Here is a 20745-nt window from a genome sequence, read left to right as displayed (position 1 = left end):
CCTCGACGAAGCCGCTGTGACCGCGGTCACCGAACTCTATGTACGCAACGGTGACCCGGGTCACGTGACCGGGCACGGTGGGCAGGTCGTCCCACAGGAGGAACCATGACCAGCACCACCCCGCAGGCGCGCACCCGGCGCGACCGCACGCACTACCTCTACATCGCGGTCATCGCCGCGGTGCTCGCCGGCATCGCCGTCGGCTTCGCGGCGCCCGACTTCGCGAAGGAGCTCAAGCCGCTCGGCGAGGGCTTCGTCAAGCTGATCAAGATGATGATCGGCCCCGTCATCTTCTGCACCATCGTGCTCGGCGTCGGCTCGGTCCGCAGCGCCGCGCAGGTGGGCAAGGTCGGCGGCATGGCGCTCGGCTACTTCATCACGATGTCGACGTTCGCCCTGGCCATCGGCCTGGCCGTCGGCAACATCCTGCACCCGGGCGAGGGCCTGCAGATCACCCCGGAGGGCGCGGCGAAGGCGGCCGAGTCCGCCGGCGGTGAGAAGCAGACGACCGCCGAGTTCATCCTGCACATGATCCCCGACACGATGGTCTCCTCCCTCACGTCCGGCGACGTGCTGCAGGCGCTGTTCGTCGCCCTGCTCGTCGGCTTCGCGCTGCAGGCCATGGGTCGCGCGGGCGAGCCGATCCTCGTCGGCGTCGGGTACCTGCAGAAGCTCGTCTTCCGCGTGCTCGCCATGATCATGTGGCTGGCCCCCATCGGCGCGTTCGGCGCGATCGCCGCCGTGGTCGGCGAGACCGGCATGGACGCCCTGCGCAGCCTCGCCGTCCTCATGGTCGGCTTCTACATCACGTGCTTCCTGTTCGTCTTCGGCATCCTCGGCGCGCTGCTCAAGGCCGTCACCGGCATCAACATCTTCAGCCTGCTGAAGTACCTGGGTCGTGAGTTCCTGCTCATCGTGTCGACGTCGTCGTCGGAGTCGGCCCTGCCGCGCCTCATCGCCAAGATGGAGCACGCGGGCGTGCACCAGTCGACCGTCGGCGTCGTGGTGCCGACCGGCTACTCCTTCAACCTCGACGGCACCGCGATCTACCTGACGATGGCGACCCTGTTCGTCGCGTCGGCCACCGGCGACCCGCTGAGCTTCGGCGAGCAGCTCTCCCTGCTGCTGTTCATGATGATCGCCTCCAAGGGTGCGGCAGGCGTGACCGGTGCCGGTCTCGCGACGCTGGCCGGCGGCCTGCAGTCGCACCGCCCCGACCTCGTCGACGGCGTCGGCCTCATCGTCGGCATCGACCGCTTCATGTCCGAGGCGCGTGCGCTGACGAACTTCGCCGGCAACGCGGTCGCGACGGTGCTCATCGGCACCTGGACCCACTCGATCGACCGGCAGAAGCTCGACGCCGTCCTGGCCGGCGACGACCCGTTCGACGAGACGACGATGGTCGACGACGACCACGGCTACACGCCCCGCAAGGACGAAGAGCTCGACGTCGCACGCTGACGCGACGTGGGACGACCCACAGGGCCCGGACACCGTCCGGGCCCTGTGTCGTCGGTAGGGTCGGGGCATGCCGGATGCCCTCCGCGTGGCCGCGATGGACTGTGGGACGAACTCGTTGCGCCTGCTCGTCACCGACGTGCGTGGCGACCAGAAGCGCGACGTCGTGCGCGAGATGCGGGTCGTCCGCCTCGGGCAGGGCGTCGACGAGACCGGTCGCTTCCACCCCGACGCGCTGGAGCGCACGCTCGCCGTCACCCGCGAGTTCGGCGAGCTGGCCACCGTGCTCGGCGCCGAGCGGGTGCGCTTCTGCGCGACGTCGGCCGCCCGTGACGCGTCGAACGCCGACGAGCTGAGCGACGGCGTGCGCTCGGTGCTGGGCATCGACCTCGAGGTGCTGTCGGGCGAGGAGGAGGCCCGCGCCTCGTTCCTCGGGGCGACGCGCTCGCTGGCGGGACCGGCCCTCGTCGTCGACATCGGCGGCGGCTCGACGGAGCTGGTGGTCGGTGCCGACGGCGACGTCGGCTGGTCGCACTCCTTCGACGTCGGATCGGTGCGGCTGACCGAGCGGTTCCTGCGCAGCGACCCCGCCTCGATCGACGAGGTGACCGCACTCGAGTCCTACCTCGACGACGTGCTGACACCCCGGCTGTCAGGGCTCGACCCGGTGAGCAACCTCGTGGGGGTGGCGGGGACCATCACGACGGTCGCCGCCCACGCCCTGGAGCTCCCGTCGTACGACTCGTCGCAGATCCACGGCGCCCGCATCTCCGTCGACGACGTCCGCACCGCCTGCCTGTCGCTGCTGCGCATGTCGGTGGCGGACCGTCGCGCCCTGCCGTTCATGCACCCGGGTCGCGCCGACGTGATCGGCGCCGGCGCGATGATCCTCGACGCCGTCCTTGGCTCCGTCCCCCTCGCCACCGACGAGGTGCTGGTGAGCGAGCACGACATCCTCGACGGCATCGCTTGGGGCGCCGCGCAGCGCTGGCCCTGACCCCGCGGCGCACCCCCCCACCCCGCTGAGTGTGACGTTTGGGGCCCGGATCGGCCCGATCCGGGCCCCAAACGTCACACTCAGCGGGGTCGGGACGCGCAGACGACGCAGAGGGTGGTGGCCGGGAGGGCCTCGAGTCGACCCTCGCCGATCGGGCGACCGCACACCTCGCAGACGCCGTAGGTGCCGTCCTCGACGCGGCGCAGCGCTGACTCGACGGCGACGAGCCGGCGACGTGCGCTGTCGGCGGCGTGGTCGGCCTGCGACCGCTCGAAGGCGATCGTGGCACCCTCCGGGTCGTGCTCGTCGTCGACGTTGGACCCTTCGCGGGCGGCGACGATGCCGGCGACGTCGGCGTCGCGTGACGTGATCGACGCGAGCAGGCGTCGACGCTCCTCCTCCAGACGTGCGGCCGCGTCGGTCACGACGCAGCCCCCGACGTGACGCCGGCCAGGCGCAGCACCGCGGCGAGCCCAGCGTCGGTGCCCGGCCAGTGGCGCTCGATGGCCTCGGGCCCGGCCCGCCGCACCACCGACCGCAGCACCAGCGCGACCACGACCACGTCGTCGGCGTACCCGACCACGGGGATGACGTCGGGGACGAGGTCGATCGGGAGGGCGAGGTAGACGAGGAGGGCGACGAGCCGCACGCGGACGCCGCGCGGCAGGGACGGGTCGCGGGCGAGACGGTGCGTGAGTCGGACGAGGTCGGGCACGAGGCGCAGCAGGTCGCGCAGGTCGACCCGCTGCGACGTGCGTCGTGCCGCGACCCACAGCAGCCCGACGAGGACAGCCCAGAGCAGCACGAGGCCGCCGACCACGGCCGCGACGATGCTCCAGGTGCTCATGCAGCCACGGTAGGTGGGCGCACCGACGGCGTGCACGTCGGCGAGGGACCGGCATGATCGGACCCATGCCCGTGCAGCTGAGCCTCCCCGACGACGAGACCCGCGACCTGTTCGCCGACCTGGAGTCCGACGGGACGGCCGAGCTCCACGTGTGGGACTTCGCCGGACCACCCCCGGCCGACGTGGTGCTCGACCTCGCCGTCCGTCCGTACGTGCTCACCGGCGACCTCTCCGTCCTCGACGCCGACCGGATCAAGGCCGTGCAGGCGCAGTCGCTCGGCTACGACGACGCGATCGGCCACGTGCCCGACGGCATCACCTGGTGCAACGCGGTCGACGTGCACGAGGAGCCGACCGCCGAGCTGGCCGTCGCGCTCACCCTGGCGTCGCTGCGCGGGCTCGACGACTTCGTGCGCAACGCCGCCCGCGACGACGACCGGTGGGACAAGGGCACGGCCCGACCCGGCCTGCTCGGCAAGCGGGTGCTCCTGCTCGGCGTCGGCGGCATCGGCCACCAGGTCGAACGCCGCCTCGACGGGTTCGGCGTCGACCTCGTGCGGGTCGCGTCGTCGGCGCGTGACGACGAGCGCGGCCACGTGCACGGCATCGACGAGGTGCACGACCTGCTGGCCGACGTCGACGTCGTGGTCGTCGCGGTGCCCTACGGCGAGTCGACGCACCACCTCGTCGACGACGCCTTCCTCGCCGCGATGCAGGACGGCGCCCTGCTGGTGAACGTCGCGCGCGGCAAGGTCGCCGACACCGACGCGCTCGTGCGGCACGCCACGTCGGGCCACGTGCGCCTCGCGCTCGACGTCGTCGACCCCGAGCCGCTGCCCGACGACCACCCGCTGTGGACCACCCCGGGCGTGCTCGTCGCGCCCCACGTCGGGGGAGCGGTGGCGACGCGGCTCGAGCGCATCGAGCCCCTCGTGCGGGAACAGGTGCGACGGATCGCGGCGGGGGAGCCGCTGACGAACGTCGTTGACGTCTCGGGGTCCTGACCCGCTCGGCTGGCGCGCTCGCGCACGAGGCGTACGGTCGAAGGTGAAGGTTCAACGACGTCCATCGACCCTCAGGAGGACCCAGTGCAGCAGCGCACCATCGGCACCGCGACCGTCAGCGCGATCGGACTCGGCGGCATGCCGATGTCGATCGAGGGGCGGCCAGACCGTGAGCGCTCCATCGCCACGATCCACGCCTCGCTTGACGCCGGCGTGACCTTCATCGACACCGCCGACGCGTACCACCGCGACGCGAACGAGGTCGGTCACAACGAGGAGCTCATCGCGGAGGCGCTGAAGGGCCACGCGGCCGGCAAGGACGTGCTCGTCGCGACGAAGGGCGGCCACCTGCGCCCCGGCGACGGCTCGTGGACGCAGAACGGTCACCCCGACTACCTCAAGGACGCTGCGAAGGCGTCGGCGAAGCGGCTCGGCGTCGAGTCGATCGGCCTCTACCAGTTCCACCGCCCTGACCCGGAGGTGCCGTACGCGGAGTCGATCGGCGCGCTGAAGGAGCTGCTCGACGAGGGCGTCATCCAGCAGGCCGGCATCTCCAACGCCACGGTCGCGCAGATCGACGAGGCCAACGAGGTGCTCGACGGCCGGCTCGTGTCGGTGCAGAACCAGTTCAGCCCGGCGTTCCTGTCGAGCCGTGACGAGCTGCGGCACTGCGCCGAGATCGGCGTCGCGTTCCTGCCGTGGAGCCCGTTCGGCGGCATCAAGAAGGCCGGCGACTTCGGCTCGGACCACTCGGCGTTCCAGGAGGTGGCCGACGCGCGTGGCGTGAGCCCGCACCAGGTCGCGCTCGCGTGGCACCTCGCCCAGGCGCCTGTCGTGGTCCCGATCCCCGGCGCCTCGCGTCCGGAGTCGGCGAAGAACTCGGCCGAGGCAGCCGACCTCGAGCTCACCGAGGACGAGCTCACGACGATCGAGTCCGGCCTCGACGCCTGACGTAGTCCCTAGCGCGGCCCCGTCCTCCTCGGGGGCGGGGCCGCGGTGCGTTCAGGCGCCGGCGCAGCGCGAGATGTCGTGACGTGCGCCGTCGCGCTGCCGCTGGTCGAGGCAGCGGCGCAGGCGAGAGAACGCGACCGTCCGGGGGTCGCAGACCTGGAGCGCGTCGAGGACCCTCGTCCGCGCCGGCTCCTCGTCGAGGACGCCGTGCCAGGTGGCCCACTGCTGCTCGTCGAGCAGACCGATCGCGGCGACGGCGAGCTCGTCCTCCAGGAGCTGCAGGTAGCGAGGGTCCCCGTGGATCTCGAGCGGGTCGCTGCCAGCCCGACGGAGGTCGTCGGCGATCTGCCAGTACCGCTGCACGTAGGCGGCGCTCGCAGCCGCCCGCGACGCCCGCTTGATGTCGACCAGCTGCTTGAGGCCGACGCAGGCCACGAGGAGGAGGCCCAGCAGGGGCAGCGTCGCAGTGTCCACGCGGCGAGCGTAGTGGGTGGGACGTCCAGGTCCTCGGCTCCTCCACGACGCCCGGCGGCCCCGCCCTCGGGGGAGGACGGGGCCGTCGGGGGAGTCGAGCGCTACGTCGCGGGCGGCTCGTCGTCGGCAGACCGGTGGGCTCGCAGTCGTCGTACGACGTAGAGCACCAGCAGGTAGATCGCGATGACGCAGGCGAGCGTGTAGGCGCCCGACGCCGCCTCGTTGCTGTCGACGTAGCCGATCACGACGCACGTGACCGCGGTGACGGCGAGGACGCCGATGTAGTCGTCGATGCTCTTCATGACGCGGTGCCCCCTAGAAGCAGTTGTCGATGACGCCCTGGACGGACGCGATCTCGAGCAGGACGGCCTGCGCCTCCTTGCCCACGCCGTCGCGCTTGAACACCTTCCGGAAGGCGTACTTGGCCGACGACGACCGGCCGTAGCCCGCCTTGCGGTAGGCCTTGTACGCCTTGCGCAGCGCGCGGTAGGCCTTCTTCGCACCGCCCACGGCCTTGATCGCCGCCTTCACCTTCGCCAGCTTGGCGACGAGGAAGATGTTGCTGATGACGGCGATGACGATCGAGCGGACGCACGCGGCCGCGCCGGTCGCGAGGGCCGAGCGGTCGGTGCGCGGGTCGAAGACCGCGGGGCTCGCCTCGGTGGAGTCCGCGTCGGACACGGACTCCTCGCGGGCCAGGCCCTGGTCGGCGAGCCAGGCGTCGATGTCGTCCTGCGTGGTGGTCTCGGCGTCGGGGATCTGCTCGATCAGCGCGAAGCCGTCCTCGACGCCGGCGCCGACGTCGCTCTGCGGGTCGGGGTCGGTGTACCAGCCGAGCACCTCGACCTTGACGTCGATGTCGGTGCGGGAGGAGTTCTGGATCTCGATCGTGCCGTCCTGCGAGAGGGTCGTCGCGAAGGTCTCGGTCGAGACGTAGCTCGACGCGGGGGGACGTTCGATCCACATGACGTCGCCGGCCAGCTCGGGGTCGCGGACCGCGAGCACGCCGGCGTCCTTCTTCGTCAGCCAGCGGCCGCTGATCTTGAGCCGCGCGCCGAAGGCGTCGGCGGGCACGGTGCCGACCCCGCCGATGGTGATCTGCTGCGTGGTCGAGCGACGGATCGGTTCCCAGCCCGAGCCGCCCGGGTAGACCGGCGCCGGTGTGGGGGTGGTGGGGGTCAGGTCGCCGTTGAGAGGGAGTCGCTCGTCGGACGGGTCGGTCGTGTCGACGGTGCGGGTGGACCCGTCGTCGATGCGCTGCGTGGTGGGTAAGACGGAGGTGTCGGACGCGCCGTGCAGGACGGGGGGACGGGTGGACGGGGCCGCGAGCAGGCCGGCGAGCACCGCGGTGGCGGTGACCGTCGTGACCGCGGTCAAGGGGGCGGAAGGGGGCATGGGGGCCGCTCTCTCGTGATCGGGCGCCACCGGGTGAGCGGCGCTGCGATCGCGACACTCGCAGGGCCGGCAGGCTCGGCGCGCCCTTCTCTCGATCTCCTGAAGAAGCCTTCCGTCGACGGCTGCGATGGGGTATGCGTCGCGCCGCGATGGACGGACGAGGGGATGGGCTGTGCTCGTGTCGGGCCCGCTCGACGGGGTCGTGTGCCGTCGCAGGGCGTCGGCACCGACGGACGTTCGGAACGACAACCACGTGGTCGGCCGATACCGTGGAGACTCGCCTCGAGCGACGCCGGAGCCCGCGGCCCCGTGCTTCGTCGCCAACCTCCCCGGGAGCCTCGCAGTGAAGTGGTTGACACGCGTCCTTGCCGTCGTAGGTGTGCTTGCGCTGCTGGTCGGCGGGCTCGTCGTGTCGAGGAACGCCGGGTTCCTGTCGCCCTTCGGGATCGAGTCCAGGAGCAGGGACTCCCAGGTGATCCAGGCCGTGGAGCGGACCGAGGAGGTCGCGCTGGTGGGCCTGAACATCCAGGGGATCACCAGCGAGAAGCGCAGCTCCACGATCTTCGGGCGGAGCGTGCCCGGTACGAGCGAGACGGTGTACGTCCAGTACGAGTTCACCGCGAAGCTGGGGATCGATGGTGCGAAGGTCGACGTCTCCCGGGACGGCGCCGACGGCTACTCGGTGTCGGTGCCGGCGTTCACGTTCATCGGCTACGACCAGCCGAAGTTCGAGGAGGCCGTGACTGACGGCGGCGTGCTCAGCTTTGTGACGGCGGACGTCGACCGGTTCGAGCTGGTCAACAAGATCCTCGGCGACGGCCAACAGGCGGAGTACGTCGCGAAGAACCGCGAGGCCCTCGAGGAGCAGACGAAGGCGTTCTACGGACGACTCATCACCAGCATCGACCCCGGCGCCGACGTCGCGTACACGTTCGCGACCGACTCCTGACCCTCGCGTGACACCCTGACCTCGTGCCCGACCTGACCATCACGCCGGAGATCGAGCGCGCGCTGGAGCTCCTGGAGTCGGGCAGCCACCTGTTCCTTACGGGCAAGGCGGGCACCGGCAAGTCGACGCTCGTGCGGCACTTCCTGGAGACGACGGAGCGCCGCGTGGTGGTGGCCGCACCGACCGGCATCGCCGCGCTGAACGTCGACGGCTACACGATCCATCGGCTGTTCGGCTTCCGCCCGACCACGACGCTCGACGACGTCCGCTCCGGCAGCTACCGGCCGGGACGGTTCACGCGCGCGATCCGCGGTCTGCAGACGCTCGTCGTCGACGAGGCGTCGATGGTGCGCGCCGACGTGCTCGACATGGTCGAGGCCGCGCTGCGTCGCTTCGGGCCGCGCGAGGGGGAGCCGTTCGGTGGGGTGCAGGTGGTGCTCGTCGGTGACCTTCTGCAGCTGCCGCCGATCGTCGGCGACCGCGAGACCGAGTTCTTCCGCACCCACTACGACACCGAGTACTTCTACTCGGCGCACTGCTTCGACCGCGACGCGTTCCCGACCGTCGCGCTCACGACGGTGTTCCGCCAGCTCGGCGACGATACCCTCACCGGGCTGCTCAACGCGGTGCGCGAGGGGGTGCTGCTGGAGCAGGCGCGCGAGGAGCTGAACAGCCGCGTCGATCGCGACTTCGAGCCGCCGGAGGACGAGCTGTGGCTGACGCTCGCGCCGTCGAACTCGATCGTCACGGCCCGCAACCGCGAGCGGCTGGAGCGGCTCCCGGGCGAGGTCGTCACGAGCGTCGCGCGGGAGAGTGGCGACCTCGGCGGGTTCGACCCGCCCACCGACACGGTGCTGCGGCTGAAGGTCGGCGCGCAGGTCATGATGCTCACCAACGACCCCAGCGACCGGTGGGTCAACGGCTCGCTCGCGCGCGTCGTGGGCATCGAGGCCGACGACGTCTCGGGCGACGTCGAGCTGGAGGTGGAGCTGGCCGACGGCTCGGTCGTCACGGTCGATGAGTACACGTGGGAGGTGACGCGGCCGGTCGTCGACGGCGGCACGCTGACCCGCGGGGTCGTGGGCACGTACCGGCAGCTGCCGTGCCGGTTGGCGTGGGCGATCACGATCCACAAGAGCCAGGGGCAGACGCTCGACCGGCTCGTCGTCGACCTGACGGGCGGCGTGTTCGCGACCGGCCAGGTGTACGTGGCGCTGAGCCGGGCGACGTCGATGGCGGGGCTGGTGCTGAAGCGGCCGATCGAGCCGCGGCACCTGCGCACCGACCGTCGGGTCACGCGGTTCCTGTCGGGCGAGGTGGCGCGCACGGCGCCGGACCGCTTCGCGGCGCTGGGGGTCTGCTTCGTCGGCGACGAGGGCACGTTCTCGCGGCCCCGACCCGTGGAGCTGGCGGTCGCGTTCGACGACGGCACCGCGGTGAGCACGCTCGTGAACCCCGAGCGCGACCTCGCCGACGCGCGCGCCCGCTTCGGCATCTCCGCCGACGACGTGCTGCTGGCGCCGACCCTGCCGGAGGCGTGGGCGGTGCTGGCGCCGCTGCTGGAGGGCGTCACGCTGGTCGGCTCGCGGGTGGACGACGCCCTCGGCAAGGTCGACTTCGAGCTCAAGCGACTGCAGCACGTGGTGCCGATGGGTTTCGGCGTCGAGCTGCCGTTCGGCGGGTTGTCGTCGGCGGAGCGGATGGCGATGTCGTCGGGGCGTGCGGCCGACCAGGCGCGCGCGGCGCTGTCGGCGTTCACGCGGATGCGCGACGAGGGCCTGGCCGTCGCCGCCAGCACGCCGTTCGAGCCGGCCGAGGGCCTGCCCGACCCGAGCTACCTGCTCACGCGGGACCCCGACCTCACGCCCCCGTCGACCGACCGCCTCCCCACCCTCTCCGCGCTCGTGGAGGCCAGCGTCGGGGTGAGCGCGACGCTGCTCGGCGGTGCTTCTGTGCCGTCGGGGGAGCGCCCTCCGCGGGTGGTGGCCGACGCGGTGGTCGCGCGGCTGGCCAACGTCGCGACGAAGGCGTCGCGCCTCTCGCCCCAGCTCGTCGAGCGCCTGCGGATGGTCGAGAAGCTGCTGGACGAGCGCTTCGTCGACGACCTCGTCGCGACCATCGATGCAGCCAACCCGTCGGCGTCCGACGTGCTACAGCCCGGCGCGCGCGTGTGCTTCACCGGCACCGCCACGTCGCCGTCGGGGCGGACCTACGGGCGCGACGAGATGGAGCGCCTCGCCCGCGACGCCGGCCTCGCCCCCGCCGCCAACGTGACGAAGACGAGGTGCGACCTCCTCGTCGTCGCCGAGGTCGGCACCCAGTCGGGCAAGGCGCGCAAGGCCCGCGAGTACGGCAAGCCGGTGATCTCCGCGGACGAGTTCTTCGCGTGGGTGGGCGTGGTCTGACGACACCGTCGGGATGGTGCGGTCGGCTCAGCCTCGCGGAGGCTGGTCCATCCGCGCCCGGATGACGAGCCCGACGAACGCTCCGACCGCCATCGTCGCGAGGATCAGCCAGAAGTCGTCGGTCAGGAACATCGCGATCAGGCCGGGCCCGATGATCGCTGCCATGAGGATCATGGAGGCGCCGAAGAACGTGGTGGTGGCGTCGTGGTGTGGGGGTGTCTTGGTCACAGGAGCTCCTCGATGATTCCTCCGCCGCAGTACACCGCGCCGAACAGGCCGAGACGGCGGACCATGAACTTCGCTGCCTTGTTTGGCGAGCTGACCAGCTGCAGGAGCGCCTCGGTACTGAGCGTGAGGCCCAGGCACACCTTGAAGAGCTTCTTGAACTTCTTGATCCACTTCTTGCTCCACTTCGGGTCTGCAGTGATCCCGTAGCTGAAGTTGCCCGCCTTGTGCTCCACGACCTGGGTGAGCGTCGTGCCGCTGACCTCGTAGTGGGTGGGAACGGGCCTGCCGGCCGCGTCGTAGGCCCAGGGAGACTCGAAGTGGCCGAGCGGTTCCTTGCCGTTCCCGAACACCCAGACGCTGCCGTCCTGCTCGTCCAGCACGAGCCGTTCGGCGTCGCCGCCGAGCTCGAACGGGTAGCGCTCAGGAGCGTCGGCGGAGTCGATCGCGATGGCTGCGCGCACCCCGTCGGCGGTGGGCTGGACGGCGACGCGGCTGTCGTCGTGCTCTCCGTTGTAGACGCGAGTGAGCTCGTCGTCGGCGACCTCCCCGCGGCCCTTCGCTGGCGTGTCGATGGTGACGGTCCCGCCGACACCGGCCGCGACGATCTCACTCTCGCCCGACGTCGGGACGTCAACCTCAGCGTTCGGCTGCGCGACAGTCGAGCCCGCCCTCGTCGTGCCGTCGGAGATGGCATGGGTGAACGACTCCGTCGGGTCCTCTCTCGAGGCGGCACCCGCATTCACCCCGGTGACGCACACGAGCGCCAGGGCCGTCCCGGTGACGAGACCACTCGTGAGAAGAGGTTTCGACCTCCCGACCCATGCGTCCGTTCGCGTGATCTTCACGGGTCGGTGTCGGGACCATCCGGGTCGGTCAGCAACGCTGCATGCGACCAACAGCGTGACGGCAGCAGCCGCTGCGACGGTTTCAGCGGTTCCGTTCGACGTCCACAGTCCGATGCCGGCGGCGACGGTGACGGCGGCGACCGTCGCGCGACTCTTGGTGACGCTCATGCAGCTCTCCCTCGACTCTCGTGCTCGCGGGTCACGCTGCCGGAGGGACCACCCCTCGCGCGAGCGCGCGGCCCCGTCTTCTCGAGTTCGTGAAGAACTCTTCCGATCCCGTGCTTCATCAGGTAACGGCTGACCGAGTCGTGTGCTGCTCGGGGCAGCCAAGGCGCGCAGGGTCGTCAGAAGGACACCTCGGCCGACGAGTTCTTCGCGTGCGTCGGCGGGGTCTGACCGTCAGGAGTCGGCTGCGGGTGCGGAAACTGACCGTCGCTTGAGTCGAGGGCGTCCGTAGTAGGCCCAGACGAGATAGGCGGCGACCGCGGTACCGACCCAGAGGGCGCCGTCCGCCGCGGCCTCGGCGCGCGCGACGTAGCGCAGGAGGGGCTGGCACATGACCACGACGAAGAGGATGTTCAGGCAGTCGTCGACACTCAGGTCGTCGCGTCGGGCGGTCCCGCCGTCCGCGAGCGAGCGTCGCGCGTCCCGTCGGCGTCGACCGACGATCACCCACGCCGTCCAGGCGGCGACGGCCACGGCAGTGGTGAGCGCCCCGAGACCTTCGGCTCGTCCGGTCACGGTCCACACGGTGGCTGCGCTGGCGGCAGCCACGACGACGACCGCGACGTGCGCTCGCTTGACGTCCACGGATCTCCCTCCGGGCACGCGTTGGTCGGTGCTCCTCGGCAAGGGTGCCACTTTCCGCCGACGCCGGCGGCAACCCCGACCGCACCTCTCGAACTCGTGAACGACGCTTCACCTCACCGCCGTGGGTGGTGTAGTAGGGGGATGGAACTCGAGGTGGTGCAGGGCGACATCACGGCCCAGGACGTCGACGCCGTGGTCAACGCGGCGAACCGTGCCATGCGTGGCGGGGGAGGGGTGGACGGCGCGATCCACCGCGCGGGCGGCCCGGAGGTGCTGGAGGACTGCCGTCGCCGCTTCCCGCACGGTCTGGAGACGGGCCAGGCCGGTTGGACGACGGCCGGCCGCATGCCGTCGAGGTGGGTGATCCACGTCGTGGGACCGAACCACAACCGCGGCGAGCGCGACCGCACGCTGCTGACGTCGTGCTACGCCAAAGCCCTGACCGTGGCCGACGAGCTCGGCGCCACATCGATCGCCTTCCCGCTGATCAGCGCGGGCTCCTACGGCTGGCCGTTCGACGACGCCGTCGCGGCAGCCGTCGACACCCTCCGCTCCACCCCTACGCAGGTCGCTTGGGCCCGGCTCGTCGCCTACGACAAGCGCGCGTTCGACGCGATCGCACGTCGGCTCGAGGCTTGATTGCCGCCTCGATTCGGTTGCGCCGCCTACATCAAACGGTGAATTTGCGATACAGCCTCCTGAGTGGACGAAGGCACGTAGGTTCCGGGGATGGGATTTTTCAGCGAGCTGTTCAAGCAGCCACCGCCATCAGTGACCTTCACGCCGGTGCGTGGTGAGCAGCTGTTCGTGGGGGAGTCGTTCTATCAATCGGCACTCGTCGGCCTGTTGAAGGCCCGGGGGCACGCGCCTGCGTCCCTCAAGAACTGTCGCTTGCCGATCAACGAGTCTTTCGTCGCTCACCTGACTCCCGAGGCCCGCAACCCTCACGACCCGAACGCCGTTGCTGTGGTCGTCGACAACCACGTCGTCGCCTACCTGTCGCGCGCGAACGCTGCTGAGTACCGAAGGACCCTAGGTACAAAGAGCGGGGAGGCAACCGTGGCCCTTTGGGTCAAGCCTGGCGGCAAGGGCATCGTGTCCGTGTGGCCACAGGAGTAGCCGTTCCTCCTCGGCGCTTGGAACGCCTAGTCTGACATCGCGCTCCCGTAGCCCAATGGCAGAGGCAGGCGGCTTAAACCCGCCCCAGTGTGGGTTCGACCCCCACCGGGAGCACGGACCTGAACGGCACATTGCCGCAGGTCAGAGGCAAGTTCGTTTGTGATCCTGAGGCCGTGAAGGGCTCGGTGGTCACGAAGTGGTCACGCGGGCTCACAGATCGGGCCTTCCGAATCGGCGGTCGAACTCAGCACGGCCGCCCTGAGGGATGGCCGGGTAGAGCTCGCGCAGTCTCGCAATGTGTGAGTCGTCGAGCCGGTCGAAGACCTCGGGCCAGGACATGCCCGCAACCTTGAGGCCGGCGTCTTGGAAGACCTCGTACACCTTCAGGAACGCTTCGCCCTGTGGCTGACGCAACGAGAACGCCTCGAGGATGAGCGCATCGGCCGCCTCCTTCTCTTCGCGAGTCACCTCCGACAGCCCCTGCAGCGCGCTGGGATCGAGGGCCGTCCACGCCTTCACGATCGCGTCGACGACTTCGGCATGGATGTTGTCGCTCATGAGGGATCTCCTGTCAGAAGGGCCGCGACCCGCGCCGCCGCCACAGACTGCATCTCAAGGTCCACGTGGCTGTAGATGTCCAGCGTCACGCTGATGCTCGAGTGCCCCAGGCGCTCCTGGACGATCTTCGGGTGCACGCCAGCGTTGAGCGCGACCGTGGCATAGGTGTGGCGCAGGTCGTGCAGGCGGATCAGTGGAACGCCCGAGGCGAGGACGTCACGACGGAACTTGTCACTGAACACCTTCGGGTGGATCGGCCGACCGTCAGCGGCGGCGAACACCATGTCCTGGTCGTCGTACCCGATCCCAAGGGCGAGGCGCTCCTGGTTCTGCCGCGCGCGGTGGGCGCGCAGCGCGGCGATCGTGCCGTCGTCGAGCGCAAGCTGTCGCCGCCCCTTCGCGGTCTTCGGGCTGCTGAACTCGGCCGCAATGTCGCCCTTGCGCTGCGCGCCGGTGGAGACGTAGCTGCGGACGATTCGCAGGTGCCGCGCGTCGAGGTCGATGTCAGACCACTTCAGGCCGAGCGCCTCTCCGCGGCGCATGCCCGTGTAAAGCATCAACTGGTAGGCGCCATAGTTCCTGTCGTCCCTCACAAAGGCGAGGAACGTGCGTGCCTGCTCGGTCGTCCACGTCTTCATCTCGCGCGCGGCCGTCAGTGCCGGCGGGTCGGACCGGTCGACGGGGTTGTGACTGAGCGCGCCCCACTTCTGCGCATCGCGGAATGCGCGGTGCAGGATCATCGCGATGTAGCGGACCGATTTCACCGAGAGCTTGCGATGATCGTCGTCCCCGTCGAGGAGCAGCGAGTACAGCAGGTTCAGGGACTGGCCGTCGACCTTCTGCAGCTGCCGGGCACCGAGAAAGCGGCCGGCGACATGCAGACGGATGTTGCGAGCGTAGGAGTCGTACGTCGAGCTCTTGAGCGTGTGCCGCACTGACGGCAGCCACGTGGTCTGGAGGAACTCGGCGACGGTCTGCCGGCTCGGGGCGACGTATTCCGCGTGCTCGAGTGACGTGAGGACTCGCGTGAGCTCGGCCTGCGCGGCCTTCTTGGTCGCGAACCCGCGGCGGCGGGTCTGCTTGCGCTTCGGCTTGCCGGAAGGCAGGATCTCGTCGCTCTCGACGTCGACGATAAAGCCCCACGTTCCGTTGGCGGCTTGCTTCACGCTGCCGCGACGTCCGTCGCTCATGAGTCGTTCCTCTTCCTTGCTCGCTGAGCAGCTTTGCGCTGGCGTTCCTTTTCGCGACGGCAGTCCGCCGCTGTGCAGTAGACGAGGTCGCCGTCGCGTGGGCGACGGGGCAACTGGACCGGCGTCCCGCAGTTCACGCATTGGAAAATTGACCGACGCTCACCGTCCGTGCTCAAGCGACGGACGAGCTCCAAGGTGTACATCCCCCACGAGTCCTGAACCTTCATCACCAACTCAGGACGTCGTCGCTCCAGCCAAGAGACACCAGCTTGAACGCCGCACTGAGAAAGAAATCGCTCGGAGGCACGAGAGACCAGGTCTCTCGACCGGCCGGGCAGAGGCTTCCCGTCGCGCTGGATCTCCTCCAACGCAAGCCGTTGAACGATGTCACGACCGGGGTATCCCGGCACGCTCACACCCTCGACATGCCACGGTGCAATCACCCGACCGCGCCGAATGGTGTAGGCGAGGTCCAACACCGTTTCGAAGAAGGTGGCGAGACGTACAGCCTCTTCCACCCGGACTCCCGCGATCGGACTGCTTTTCGACGGCCCGCCCGCCAGGCAACTCCCTCCACGTCCGGGACCGCGGCCATCCTCGAGGGATGTCCGGTCCGGCACTCGATGCCACATCGGGAGGCCGTGATCCCGGCACAGTACCGACAGCCCGAATCGACGGACGTGCTCCACGAGATGGTCGGCCCGACCTTCGTTGAGGACAGCGAGCGCACGGAAATGATCGAACGCGTCGCCCACTGAGTGTCGAAGACGACGAGGCCGTGGCTCGAAGTCGCCGTCGTCCTCGAAGACGTCGCTCGGCAGGACCGACTCGGCTTCTCCGCTGAACAGCACCCATGCCCCGTCGGCTGAGAGCTCGGCCGACGGATAGCGCCAGACCGCCCACTCCATCGTGGTCAGAACGAGCTGGTTCTGCATGTCCCACCCTTGTGTCCCTAGGTGTCCCTGGCTGATTGCTTGAACTCTCTCACCGCGAACTACAGGCTGTCAACAGGAACCACCAAGAGAGGCCGAGATGGCAGACAGCATGGCTACCTACATGACCGAAGACGAGGTCGCGGAGTACATCCGCACGCCCACAGAGACCCTGCGGTACTTCCGTCGGGTACGGAAGGGTCCGCGGTCGTTCAAGATCGGGCGCCGCGTCCTCTACGACCTCACGGACGTCGACGCATGGCTCCAACAGCAGAAGGCCGCGGCCTCGTGACCGCGCTGCCCGATCCGCGCAAGAGGCCGCTTCTCAAGGTCGCGGAGGTCGCCGCCTACCTGCCCGACGGAATCAGCGAGAAGGCCGTCCGCGCTGCCATCGACAACGGACAGATCAAGTCCGTCCGGGTTGGCCGCTACGTCCTCGTCCCCACCGTCGAGCTCTGGCGCATGGCCGGCATCGACCCCGCGCGAAGTGATGCCGCCCCCGCAGCAACGGAGACGGCATCTCAGACCACGTCCACCGGCGAGCAGAACGGAAGTCGAGATGAGCCTACGCCCCTCCACGCCGCCTGAACAGGACGACGAGCTCGCGCCCCTCCTCGCGATCTTCGACGCCCAGAAGCGCCTAACCCAGGCCGCGGAAGACCTCGCCGCAGCGCTCGACACCTGCGACATGTCCCGCGAGCAGTGGGATCGCGCTACCTGGGGCGCTTCCCGCGACGCCGCCCGACCCTTCTACACAAACTACCGACCGCGGCCCTCCCGGCCGCACGAGTTCGAGCCGCAGCCGCTGCGTCTCATCTACGGCGAGGGCGGCGGTGACCAGTCCGCATGACTACGACCCCCACCGCGCGCGAAGCCGCCAACTTCCTCGCCGACATCCTCTTCGATCACCCTTCCCGCATCGTTCAGGACGCCCTCGCCGGCGCCACAGCCGCCCACTGGCGGAACCGAGCGGACCGCCTCGACGCCGCCCGCCCGAAGCCCGGTGACTACTTCGGCGCCCGGTGGGGCCGACTCGACCACATCCCCGACGACCCACGCATTCTTGCGCTCGACCGCAGGCTCGCGACCCTGGCTGAAGTCTTCAGGATGCGCGCGTACGTCTGCGACGTGAACGAGATCAGCCCGACGCTCGTGGACGAGATCGCACGCCAGCTCGGAGCGGGGGCTGCGTGACCGCCAACGACTGGGACGCCGACGAATACATGCGCGCCGTCGAAGCCGGCGAGGTGACCATGCCCGGCTTCGAACGCACCTGGCAGCCCGTCGACCTCACCGACGTCCTCTCCGGCCGCTACGAGCGCCCCAAACCGTCGGTCGGTCGCCGCATGGATGGCATCGGCATCCTCTACCCCGGCAAGGTCCACACCCTTTCCAGCGAGTCCGAAGCCGGCAAGACCTGGTTCGCCCTCGAGCTCGCTGCCCAGGAGATCCGCGACGGCCGAGACGTCGTATACCTCGACTTCGAAGACGACGAGGGAGGCGTGGTCGGACGACTCCTCACCATGCAGGTCGCCCCTCAGGTGATCAACGACCACTTCCGCTACATCCGACCGACCACTCAGCTCGGCCACGCCATCAACGTCGACGACCTCCGCGGCGCCGTCACCAGCGCCACCACCTTCATCGTCGTTGACGGAGTCACCGAAGCCATGACCCTTCACGGCCTGAACCCGCTCGACAACGCCGACATCGCCGAGTTCGGACGGCTCCTGCCCCGCAGGCTCTCCGCCTGGGGCCCCGCTGTGCTCTGCCTCGACCACGTCACGAAGGACCGCGAGACCCGCGGCCGCTACGCCATCGGCGGCGTCCACAAGCTCAACGCCCTCGACGGCGCCGCGTTCCTCCTCGAGAACCGCACAGCCTTCGGCGAAGGCGTCACCGGCCGATCAACCATCCGCATCGCCAAGGACCGCCCCGGCGGCCTCCGCCGCCACGCCCTGCCCTCCAAGAGCGGCCTCCACTGGTTCGGAGACCTCGTCGTCGAGGTCCACAACGACACCTGGGCCGAGGTCTACATCGAAGCCGCACACGAGGGCGACCCCAACCGCCGACCTGTCGACGTCATGACACAGATCGTGCGCGCCATCGAAGAACACGGCCCTCTCTCTGCCAACAAGGTCCAGGCCCTTCTCGGAGGCAAGGCCGAGAAGAACCGCAAGGCCCTCGCCTACCTCCAGCTCGACGGCTACCTCAGCGAGGCCACACCACACGCGCTCCTCAAGCCCTACGGAGGCGGATCCGAATGACCAACTTCGACCCCTCGACCCCCACCTCGACCCCCCTCGACCCAGACAGGGAGTCGAGACCTCGACCCCTCGACCCGGCCTATAGGTCGAGGACGAGGGTCGACGTCCCTCGACCACCGGAATCGCAGCGACGCAGGAGCCAACCGATGAAATCCACCTCGACCCCCTACCGGACGACCAGCGCCCGACAGGCGCAACGCCAGAGCATCGACCTCATCCGAGCGCGAGCCCGTGAACGCCGACCACGACGACGAGCAGCGAAGCACCCGGCCGAAGGAGAAACCCATGACTGACCCCCGCGAGCCGTCGAGCAACCCCATGCGGTTCGGCGCTGACGAGGCACCCCATGCGTCGCGCTGCGAGGCGAAGACGCGGTCGGGTTCGCAGTGTGGGTCGTGGGCGATGCGTGGTCAGCGTCGTTGCCGGATGCATGGCGGCTCGAGTCCGCAGGCGCGGAAGGCTGGCGAGCGCCGGCTGGCGACTCGGGCAGCTGTGGCCGAGCTGAACGCTGTACTGGCTCACGAGGGCCTCAAGCCGATCGAGGACCCGTACAACGAGATGGCGTTGCTGGCGTCGGAGGCTCGCGCGTTCCAGGCGGCATGTGCGCAGCGGGTGAATGCGCTGAACGCGATCCGGTACGAAGCGTCAGGGGCAGGCACGGAGCAGACTCGCGCCGAGGTCGCCCTGTACGAGCGGTCCATGGATCGCGCGGGGAAGTTCTTGGACGTGCTGATGCGGTCCGGGTTCGAGGAGAGACGGGTGCGCGTCACCGAGGAGCAGGCGCGGCAGATGGCTTTGATTATCCAGGAGATCCTGGGTCGCCTCGGTCTGGATGCGCGGCAGGCGGCGCTGGTGCCTGTGGTCGCTCCCGAGGTGCTTCGCAAGTACTCGGGCCAGTCGGAACTGCGCGCGATCCAGGGCGGGGCATGAGTGCGCTTCGGCGTGACCACGCCGTGACCACTGGTCGGCTGACCTGCGGCGATGTCCGCCGAATGTGGCTTGGTGTCACACCGGAGGGTCGACGCGCGATGGCGTGTGGTGTGTCGTGACCGCCACGTCGCAGGTCGTCATTGCTCGCGCGCTCGGGTTGATCACGGCCGCTGTCGGAGCGAAGACCGGAGACGAGGCTGTGCAGGCAGTCCGTGCCGAGGCGGCCGACATGTCACCTGAGCTTGCTCGTCGTGCGGCGACCTACCTTGCCGTGCAGATCGTGTGGCGACGTATGCCGAAGCGGTCGCGGGCAGCGATGCGCGAGTGGGTCGCGCAGGAGTGGGTGCGGGTCATGCAGTCGCCCGTCGTCGTCCCGGCAGGGTCGATCCAGCGAGGCGGTGTCGACGATGGCGCGTGAGCGTGCTGCCTCGTCACCGCTGTTCGGCGAGAGCCTTCGCCAATTGGTCGGTCCGTCCGCGGACCTCCATCGACAAGTTGCCGAACTCGTCCGTTCCGTCGTGCGGCGCATCTGCCCTGGGCGCCTCGGCGGCGAGAAGCAGAAGATCCTCACAGGCTTCCATCAAATCGATGATGTCTTGGCGGAGTCGAGGCGTCAGGAGCGCAAGTTCGTGGCCGGATCGACGAAGAGGGTCGAGCGCCGATGTGGTGGCGTCGAACCAGGAGCGAGCGGATTCGACATCGGTCCACTCGTTGCGGGAGCTGGCCTTGATGGTGACGATCAAGAACGCGTTGACGTCGGCGAGAAAGGAGGCCGCGATAGTGGAGCGTCGAGACCGGCGGGCTTGTCTGCCCCCCAACCACTGCACCCCGAAGCCGCCGAGCAGGGCAAGCACACCACCACCGAGCCCGGCCAGGAGCGTCTCGCTCATTGCATCGCCACGCCGGCTGCGGCGCCCGCGACGGAGACGAGCAGGTCCCGGCCGAGGCTGCCCAGGGCGTCGAGCGCCTTGCGCGCGTCCTCGAGGATTGCTAGGAGTCGATCGGCGACGGAGTCGGCTGAGGGCCACGCCTCGGCGAGCTGTTGGGCGCCGCCGCTGACCGCGACGACCCGACCTGCGTGGACTGGGCTGACCAGTCGCGTCTCGACAAGACCTGCATCTTCCAGCCGGCGTAGAGCGGCGAGCACGTCATCTGAGGGCAGGTCTGTGTCCTGCATGATCTCGAGGATCTGGACACCGGTGTCTGACCGGTCGGCGTTGATCAGCCCTACAACGGACTGCAGCACTGGCTTGTGCAGCGTCTCCCAGATCGTGGGCGCGGGCTGGTTCATGACGGCTCCTGAGGTGGTGTCGGGATGTTGAGGCTACGTCTGAGGTCCGACGTTCGGGCTCGCTTGGCGAAGTTGGTCCGGTGGATGGGTGATCG

28 protein-coding genes and 1 tRNA gene are annotated in these 20745 nt (G+C 69.5%); 16 read left to right on the top strand and 13 right to left on the bottom strand.

The annotated features are described in order from the left end of the window. Window positions 1-105: 105 nt before the first annotated feature. A complete protein-coding gene (locus A6Q79_RS02070; RefSeq protein WP_067859553.1) occupies window positions 106-1461 on the top strand; it encodes a cation:dicarboxylase symporter family transporter in 1356 nt (451 codons plus the stop codon). A gap of 67 nt (window positions 1462-1528) precedes the next feature. Further along, a complete protein-coding gene (locus A6Q79_RS02065) occupies window positions 1529-2455 on the top strand; it encodes a Ppx/GppA phosphatase family protein (protein WP_286690046.1) in 927 nt (308 codons plus the stop codon). Window positions 2456-2535: 80 nt separating this feature from the next. On the opposite strand, the gene A6Q79_RS02060 is transcribed toward A6Q79_RS02065, so the two are convergent. Both A6Q79_RS02060 and A6Q79_RS02055 read right to left on the bottom strand, forming a co-directional pair. Then, window positions 2536-2880, bottom strand: a complete 345-nt coding sequence (locus tag A6Q79_RS02060; RefSeq protein WP_286690045.1) for a TraR/DksA C4-type zinc finger protein — start codon at window positions 2878-2880, stop codon at window positions 2536-2538. Beyond that, complete coding sequence (locus tag A6Q79_RS02055) at window positions 2877-3302, bottom strand: DUF1232 domain-containing protein (protein ID WP_286690044.1); 426 nt, start codon at window positions 3300-3302, stop codon at window positions 2877-2879. The genes A6Q79_RS02060 and A6Q79_RS02055 overlap by 4 nt, the downstream gene beginning before the upstream one ends. A gap of 65 nt (window positions 3303-3367) precedes the next feature. Here A6Q79_RS02055 and A6Q79_RS02050 point away from each other — a divergent pair, with 65 nt between their 5' ends. Both A6Q79_RS02050 and A6Q79_RS02045 read left to right on the top strand, forming a co-directional pair. After that, window positions 3368-4306 carry an NAD(P)-dependent oxidoreductase gene (locus A6Q79_RS02050; protein WP_286690043.1) on the top strand — a complete coding sequence of 313 codons (939 nt, stop codon included), beginning with the start codon at window positions 3368-3370 and terminating at the stop codon, window positions 4304-4306. Window positions 4307-4390: 84 nt separating this feature from the next. Next, window positions 4391-5257 (top strand): aldo/keto reductase, encoded by an 867-nt coding sequence (locus tag A6Q79_RS02045; protein ID WP_286690042.1) that lies wholly within the window; start codon window positions 4391-4393, stop codon window positions 5255-5257. 51 nt (window positions 5258-5308) lie between these two features. Here the strand turns inward: A6Q79_RS02045 and A6Q79_RS02040 are convergent, their stop codons facing one another. The 3 genes from A6Q79_RS02040 to A6Q79_RS02030 form a co-directional block, all read right to left on the bottom strand. Then, on the bottom strand, window positions 5309-5731 hold the full coding sequence (locus tag A6Q79_RS02040; protein ID WP_286690041.1) for a hypothetical protein: 423 nt from the start codon (window positions 5729-5731) through the stop codon (window positions 5309-5311). Between the two features lie 101 nt (window positions 5732-5832). Next, window positions 5833-6033 carry a hypothetical protein gene (locus A6Q79_RS02035; protein WP_286690040.1) on the bottom strand — a complete coding sequence of 67 codons (201 nt, stop codon included), beginning with the start codon at window positions 6031-6033 and terminating at the stop codon, window positions 5833-5835. 13 nt (window positions 6034-6046) lie between these two features. Further along, a complete protein-coding gene (locus tag A6Q79_RS02030) occupies window positions 6047-7126 on the bottom strand; it encodes a hypothetical protein (protein WP_286690039.1) in 1080 nt (359 codons plus the stop codon). Between the two features lie 379 nt (window positions 7127-7505). Between A6Q79_RS02030 and A6Q79_RS02025 the strand changes: the two genes are divergently transcribed. Together A6Q79_RS02025 and A6Q79_RS02020 are read left to right on the top strand one after the other, a co-directional pair. Further along, window positions 7506-8075 carry a hypothetical protein gene (locus A6Q79_RS02025; RefSeq protein ID WP_286690038.1) on the top strand — a complete coding sequence of 190 codons (570 nt, stop codon included), beginning with the start codon at window positions 7506-7508 and terminating at the stop codon, window positions 8073-8075. A gap of 23 nt (window positions 8076-8098) precedes the next feature. Beyond that, window positions 8099-10480 carry an AAA family ATPase gene (locus A6Q79_RS02020; RefSeq protein WP_286690037.1) on the top strand — a complete coding sequence of 794 codons (2382 nt, stop codon included), beginning with the start codon at window positions 8099-8101 and terminating at the stop codon, window positions 10478-10480. 27 nt (window positions 10481-10507) lie between these two features. Here A6Q79_RS02020 and A6Q79_RS02015 read toward each other — a convergent pair whose 3' ends face one another. The 3 genes from A6Q79_RS02015 to A6Q79_RS02005 all read right to left on the bottom strand — a co-directional run bounded on the left by A6Q79_RS02015 (window position 10508) and on the right by A6Q79_RS02005 (window position 12363). Continuing rightward, window positions 10508-10708 carry a hypothetical protein gene (locus tag A6Q79_RS02015; RefSeq protein ID WP_286690036.1) on the bottom strand — a complete coding sequence of 67 codons (201 nt, stop codon included), beginning with the start codon at window positions 10706-10708 and terminating at the stop codon, window positions 10508-10510. Continuing rightward, window positions 10705-11883: a hypothetical protein gene (locus A6Q79_RS02010; RefSeq protein WP_286690035.1), complete on the bottom strand. Its 1179-nt coding sequence runs from the start codon at window positions 11881-11883 to the stop codon at window positions 10705-10707. The genes A6Q79_RS02015 and A6Q79_RS02010 overlap by 4 nt, the downstream gene beginning before the upstream one ends. Before the next feature lie 69 nt (window positions 11884-11952). Further along, window positions 11953-12363, bottom strand: coding sequence for a hypothetical protein (locus A6Q79_RS02005; RefSeq protein ID WP_286690034.1), 411 nt, complete (start codon window positions 12361-12363; stop codon window positions 11953-11955). 141 nt (window positions 12364-12504) lie between these two features. On the opposite strand from A6Q79_RS02005, the gene A6Q79_RS02000 reads away from it, so the two are divergent. The 3 genes from A6Q79_RS02000 to A6Q79_RS01990 all read left to right on the top strand — a co-directional run bounded on the left by A6Q79_RS02000 (window position 12505) and on the right by A6Q79_RS01990 (window position 13596). Further along, complete coding sequence (locus A6Q79_RS02000) at window positions 12505-13002, top strand: O-acetyl-ADP-ribose deacetylase (RefSeq protein ID WP_286690033.1); 498 nt, start codon at window positions 12505-12507, stop codon at window positions 13000-13002. Window positions 13003-13092: 90 nt separating this feature from the next. After that, the gene (locus A6Q79_RS01995; RefSeq protein WP_286690032.1) at window positions 13093-13482 is read left to right on the top strand and encodes a hypothetical protein; all 390 of its coding nucleotides are present in this window, start codon (window positions 13093-13095) and stop codon (window positions 13480-13482) included. A gap of 41 nt (window positions 13483-13523) precedes the next feature. Further along, window positions 13524-13596 (top strand) — tRNA-Leu (locus A6Q79_RS01990). 96 nt (window positions 13597-13692) lie between these two features. Here the strand turns inward: A6Q79_RS01990 and A6Q79_RS01985 are convergent. Genes A6Q79_RS01985 through A6Q79_RS01975 form a run of 3 tightly spaced genes read right to left on the bottom strand, consistent with a single transcriptional unit; the run spans window position 13693 to window position 16165 of the window. Next, the gene (locus A6Q79_RS01985; RefSeq protein WP_286690031.1) at window positions 13693-14040 is read right to left on the bottom strand and encodes a hypothetical protein; all 348 of its coding nucleotides are present in this window, start codon (window positions 14038-14040) and stop codon (window positions 13693-13695) included. Beyond that, window positions 14037-15230, bottom strand: a complete 1194-nt coding sequence (locus A6Q79_RS01980) for a site-specific integrase (RefSeq protein WP_286690030.1) — start codon at window positions 15228-15230, stop codon at window positions 14037-14039. The genes A6Q79_RS01985 and A6Q79_RS01980 overlap by 4 nt, the downstream gene beginning before the upstream one ends. Further along, the gene (locus A6Q79_RS01975) at window positions 15227-16165 is read right to left on the bottom strand and encodes a hypothetical protein (RefSeq protein ID WP_286690029.1); all 939 of its coding nucleotides are present in this window, start codon (window positions 16163-16165) and stop codon (window positions 15227-15229) included. Before A6Q79_RS01975 ends, A6Q79_RS01980 begins: the two co-directional genes overlap by 4 nt. Window positions 16166-16286: 121 nt before the next feature. Here A6Q79_RS01975 and A6Q79_RS01970 point away from each other — a divergent pair, with 121 nt between their 5' ends. The 7 genes from A6Q79_RS01970 to A6Q79_RS01940 all read left to right on the top strand — a co-directional run bounded on the left by A6Q79_RS01970 (window position 16287) and on the right by A6Q79_RS01940 (window position 19777). Continuing rightward, on the top strand, window positions 16287-16454 hold the full coding sequence (locus tag A6Q79_RS01970) for an AlpA family transcriptional regulator (protein WP_286690028.1): 168 nt from the start codon (window positions 16287-16289) through the stop codon (window positions 16452-16454). Then, window positions 16451-16750: a helix-turn-helix domain-containing protein gene (locus tag A6Q79_RS01965; RefSeq protein WP_286690027.1), complete on the top strand. Its 300-nt coding sequence runs from the start codon at window positions 16451-16453 to the stop codon at window positions 16748-16750. The genes A6Q79_RS01970 and A6Q79_RS01965 overlap by 4 nt, the downstream gene beginning before the upstream one ends. Next, complete coding sequence (locus A6Q79_RS01960; protein WP_286690026.1) at window positions 16722-17012, top strand: hypothetical protein; 291 nt, start codon at window positions 16722-16724, stop codon at window positions 17010-17012. The genes A6Q79_RS01965 and A6Q79_RS01960 overlap by 29 nt, the downstream gene beginning before the upstream one ends. Next, window positions 17009-17356, top strand: a complete 348-nt coding sequence (locus tag A6Q79_RS01955) for a hypothetical protein (RefSeq protein WP_286690025.1) — start codon at window positions 17009-17011, stop codon at window positions 17354-17356. Before A6Q79_RS01960 ends, A6Q79_RS01955 begins: the two co-directional genes overlap by 4 nt. Continuing rightward, window positions 17353-18429, top strand: coding sequence for an AAA family ATPase (locus A6Q79_RS01950; RefSeq protein WP_286690024.1), 1077 nt, complete (start codon window positions 17353-17355; stop codon window positions 18427-18429). Before A6Q79_RS01955 ends, A6Q79_RS01950 begins: the two co-directional genes overlap by 4 nt. 285 nt (window positions 18430-18714) lie before the next feature. Further along, a complete protein-coding gene (locus A6Q79_RS01945; protein WP_286690023.1) occupies window positions 18715-19359 on the top strand; it encodes an HGGxSTG domain-containing protein in 645 nt (214 codons plus the stop codon). Between the two features lie 115 nt (window positions 19360-19474). Next, window positions 19475-19777 (top strand): hypothetical protein, encoded by a 303-nt coding sequence (locus tag A6Q79_RS01940; RefSeq protein ID WP_286690022.1) that lies wholly within the window; start codon window positions 19475-19477, stop codon window positions 19775-19777. Window positions 19778-19790: 13 nt separating this feature from the next. On the opposite strand, the gene A6Q79_RS01935 is transcribed toward A6Q79_RS01940, so the two are convergent. Both A6Q79_RS01935 and A6Q79_RS01930 read right to left on the bottom strand, forming a co-directional pair. Beyond that, window positions 19791-20249, bottom strand: a complete 459-nt coding sequence (locus A6Q79_RS01935) for a hypothetical protein (protein ID WP_286690021.1) — start codon at window positions 20247-20249, stop codon at window positions 19791-19793. After that, window positions 20246-20650 carry a hypothetical protein gene (locus A6Q79_RS01930; protein WP_317695799.1) on the bottom strand — a complete coding sequence of 135 codons (405 nt, stop codon included), beginning with the start codon at window positions 20648-20650 and terminating at the stop codon, window positions 20246-20248. Before A6Q79_RS01930 ends, A6Q79_RS01935 begins: the two co-directional genes overlap by 4 nt. Between the last annotated feature and the right edge of the window lie 95 nt (window positions 20651-20745).

Source organism: Aeromicrobium sp. REDSEA-S32_B7, assembly GCF_001626145.1.
In the GTDB taxonomy this organism is placed as follows: domain Bacteria; phylum Actinomycetota; class Actinomycetes; order Propionibacteriales; family Nocardioidaceae; genus Aeromicrobium; species Aeromicrobium erythreum.
Note: the sequence above shows the minus strand (reverse complement) of the source record. Positions and strands in the feature narration are given on the sequence as shown.

Excerpts from the sequence above, each read along its gene's own strand:
- A6Q79_RS02035 (WP_286690040.1), bottom strand. The coding sequence starts at position 6,033 with ATGAAGAGCATCGACGACTACATCGGCGTCCTCGCCGTCACCGCGGTC.
- A6Q79_RS02055 (WP_286690044.1), bottom strand. The coding sequence starts at position 3,302 with ATGAGCACCTGGAGCATCGTCGCGGCCGTGGTCGGCGGCCTCGTGCTG.
- A6Q79_RS01975 (WP_286690029.1), bottom strand. The coding sequence starts at position 16,165 with ATGCAGAACCAGCTCGTTCTGACCACGATGGAGTGGGCGGTCTGGCGC.
- A6Q79_RS01930 (WP_317695799.1), bottom strand. The coding sequence starts at position 20,650 with ATGAACCAGCCCGCGCCCACGATCTGGGAGACGCTGCACAAGCCAGTG.
- A6Q79_RS02065 (WP_286690046.1), top strand. The coding sequence starts at position 1,529 with ATGCCGGATGCCCTCCGCGTGGCCGCGATGGACTGTGGGACGAACTCG.
- A6Q79_RS01960 (WP_286690026.1), top strand. The coding sequence starts at position 16,722 with ATGAGCCTACGCCCCTCCACGCCGCCTGAACAGGACGACGAGCTCGCG.
- A6Q79_RS01995 (WP_286690032.1), top strand. The coding sequence starts at position 13,093 with ATGGGATTTTTCAGCGAGCTGTTCAAGCAGCCACCGCCATCAGTGACC.
- A6Q79_RS02030 (WP_286690039.1), bottom strand. The coding sequence starts at position 7,126 with ATGCCCCCTTCCGCCCCCTTGACCGCGGTCACGACGGTCACCGCCACC.
- A6Q79_RS01985 (WP_286690031.1), bottom strand. The coding sequence starts at position 14,040 with ATGAGCGACAACATCCATGCCGAAGTCGTCGACGCGATCGTGAAGGCG.
- A6Q79_RS02050 (WP_286690043.1), top strand. The coding sequence starts at position 3,368 with ATGCCCGTGCAGCTGAGCCTCCCCGACGACGAGACCCGCGACCTGTTC.
- A6Q79_RS01980 (WP_286690030.1), bottom strand. The coding sequence starts at position 15,230 with ATGAGCGACGGACGTCGCGGCAGCGTGAAGCAAGCCGCCAACGGAACG.
- A6Q79_RS01955 (WP_286690025.1), top strand. The coding sequence starts at position 17,009 with ATGACTACGACCCCCACCGCGCGCGAAGCCGCCAACTTCCTCGCCGAC.
- A6Q79_RS02000 (WP_286690033.1), top strand. The coding sequence starts at position 12,505 with ATGGAACTCGAGGTGGTGCAGGGCGACATCACGGCCCAGGACGTCGAC.
- A6Q79_RS02070 (WP_067859553.1), top strand. The coding sequence starts at position 106 with ATGACCAGCACCACCCCGCAGGCGCGCACCCGGCGCGACCGCACGCAC.
- A6Q79_RS01970 (WP_286690028.1), top strand. The coding sequence starts at position 16,287 with ATGACCGAAGACGAGGTCGCGGAGTACATCCGCACGCCCACAGAGACC.
- A6Q79_RS01945 (WP_286690023.1), top strand. The coding sequence starts at position 18,715 with ATGACTGACCCCCGCGAGCCGTCGAGCAACCCCATGCGGTTCGGCGCT.
- A6Q79_RS01935 (WP_286690021.1), bottom strand. The coding sequence starts at position 20,249 with ATGAGCGAGACGCTCCTGGCCGGGCTCGGTGGTGGTGTGCTTGCCCTG.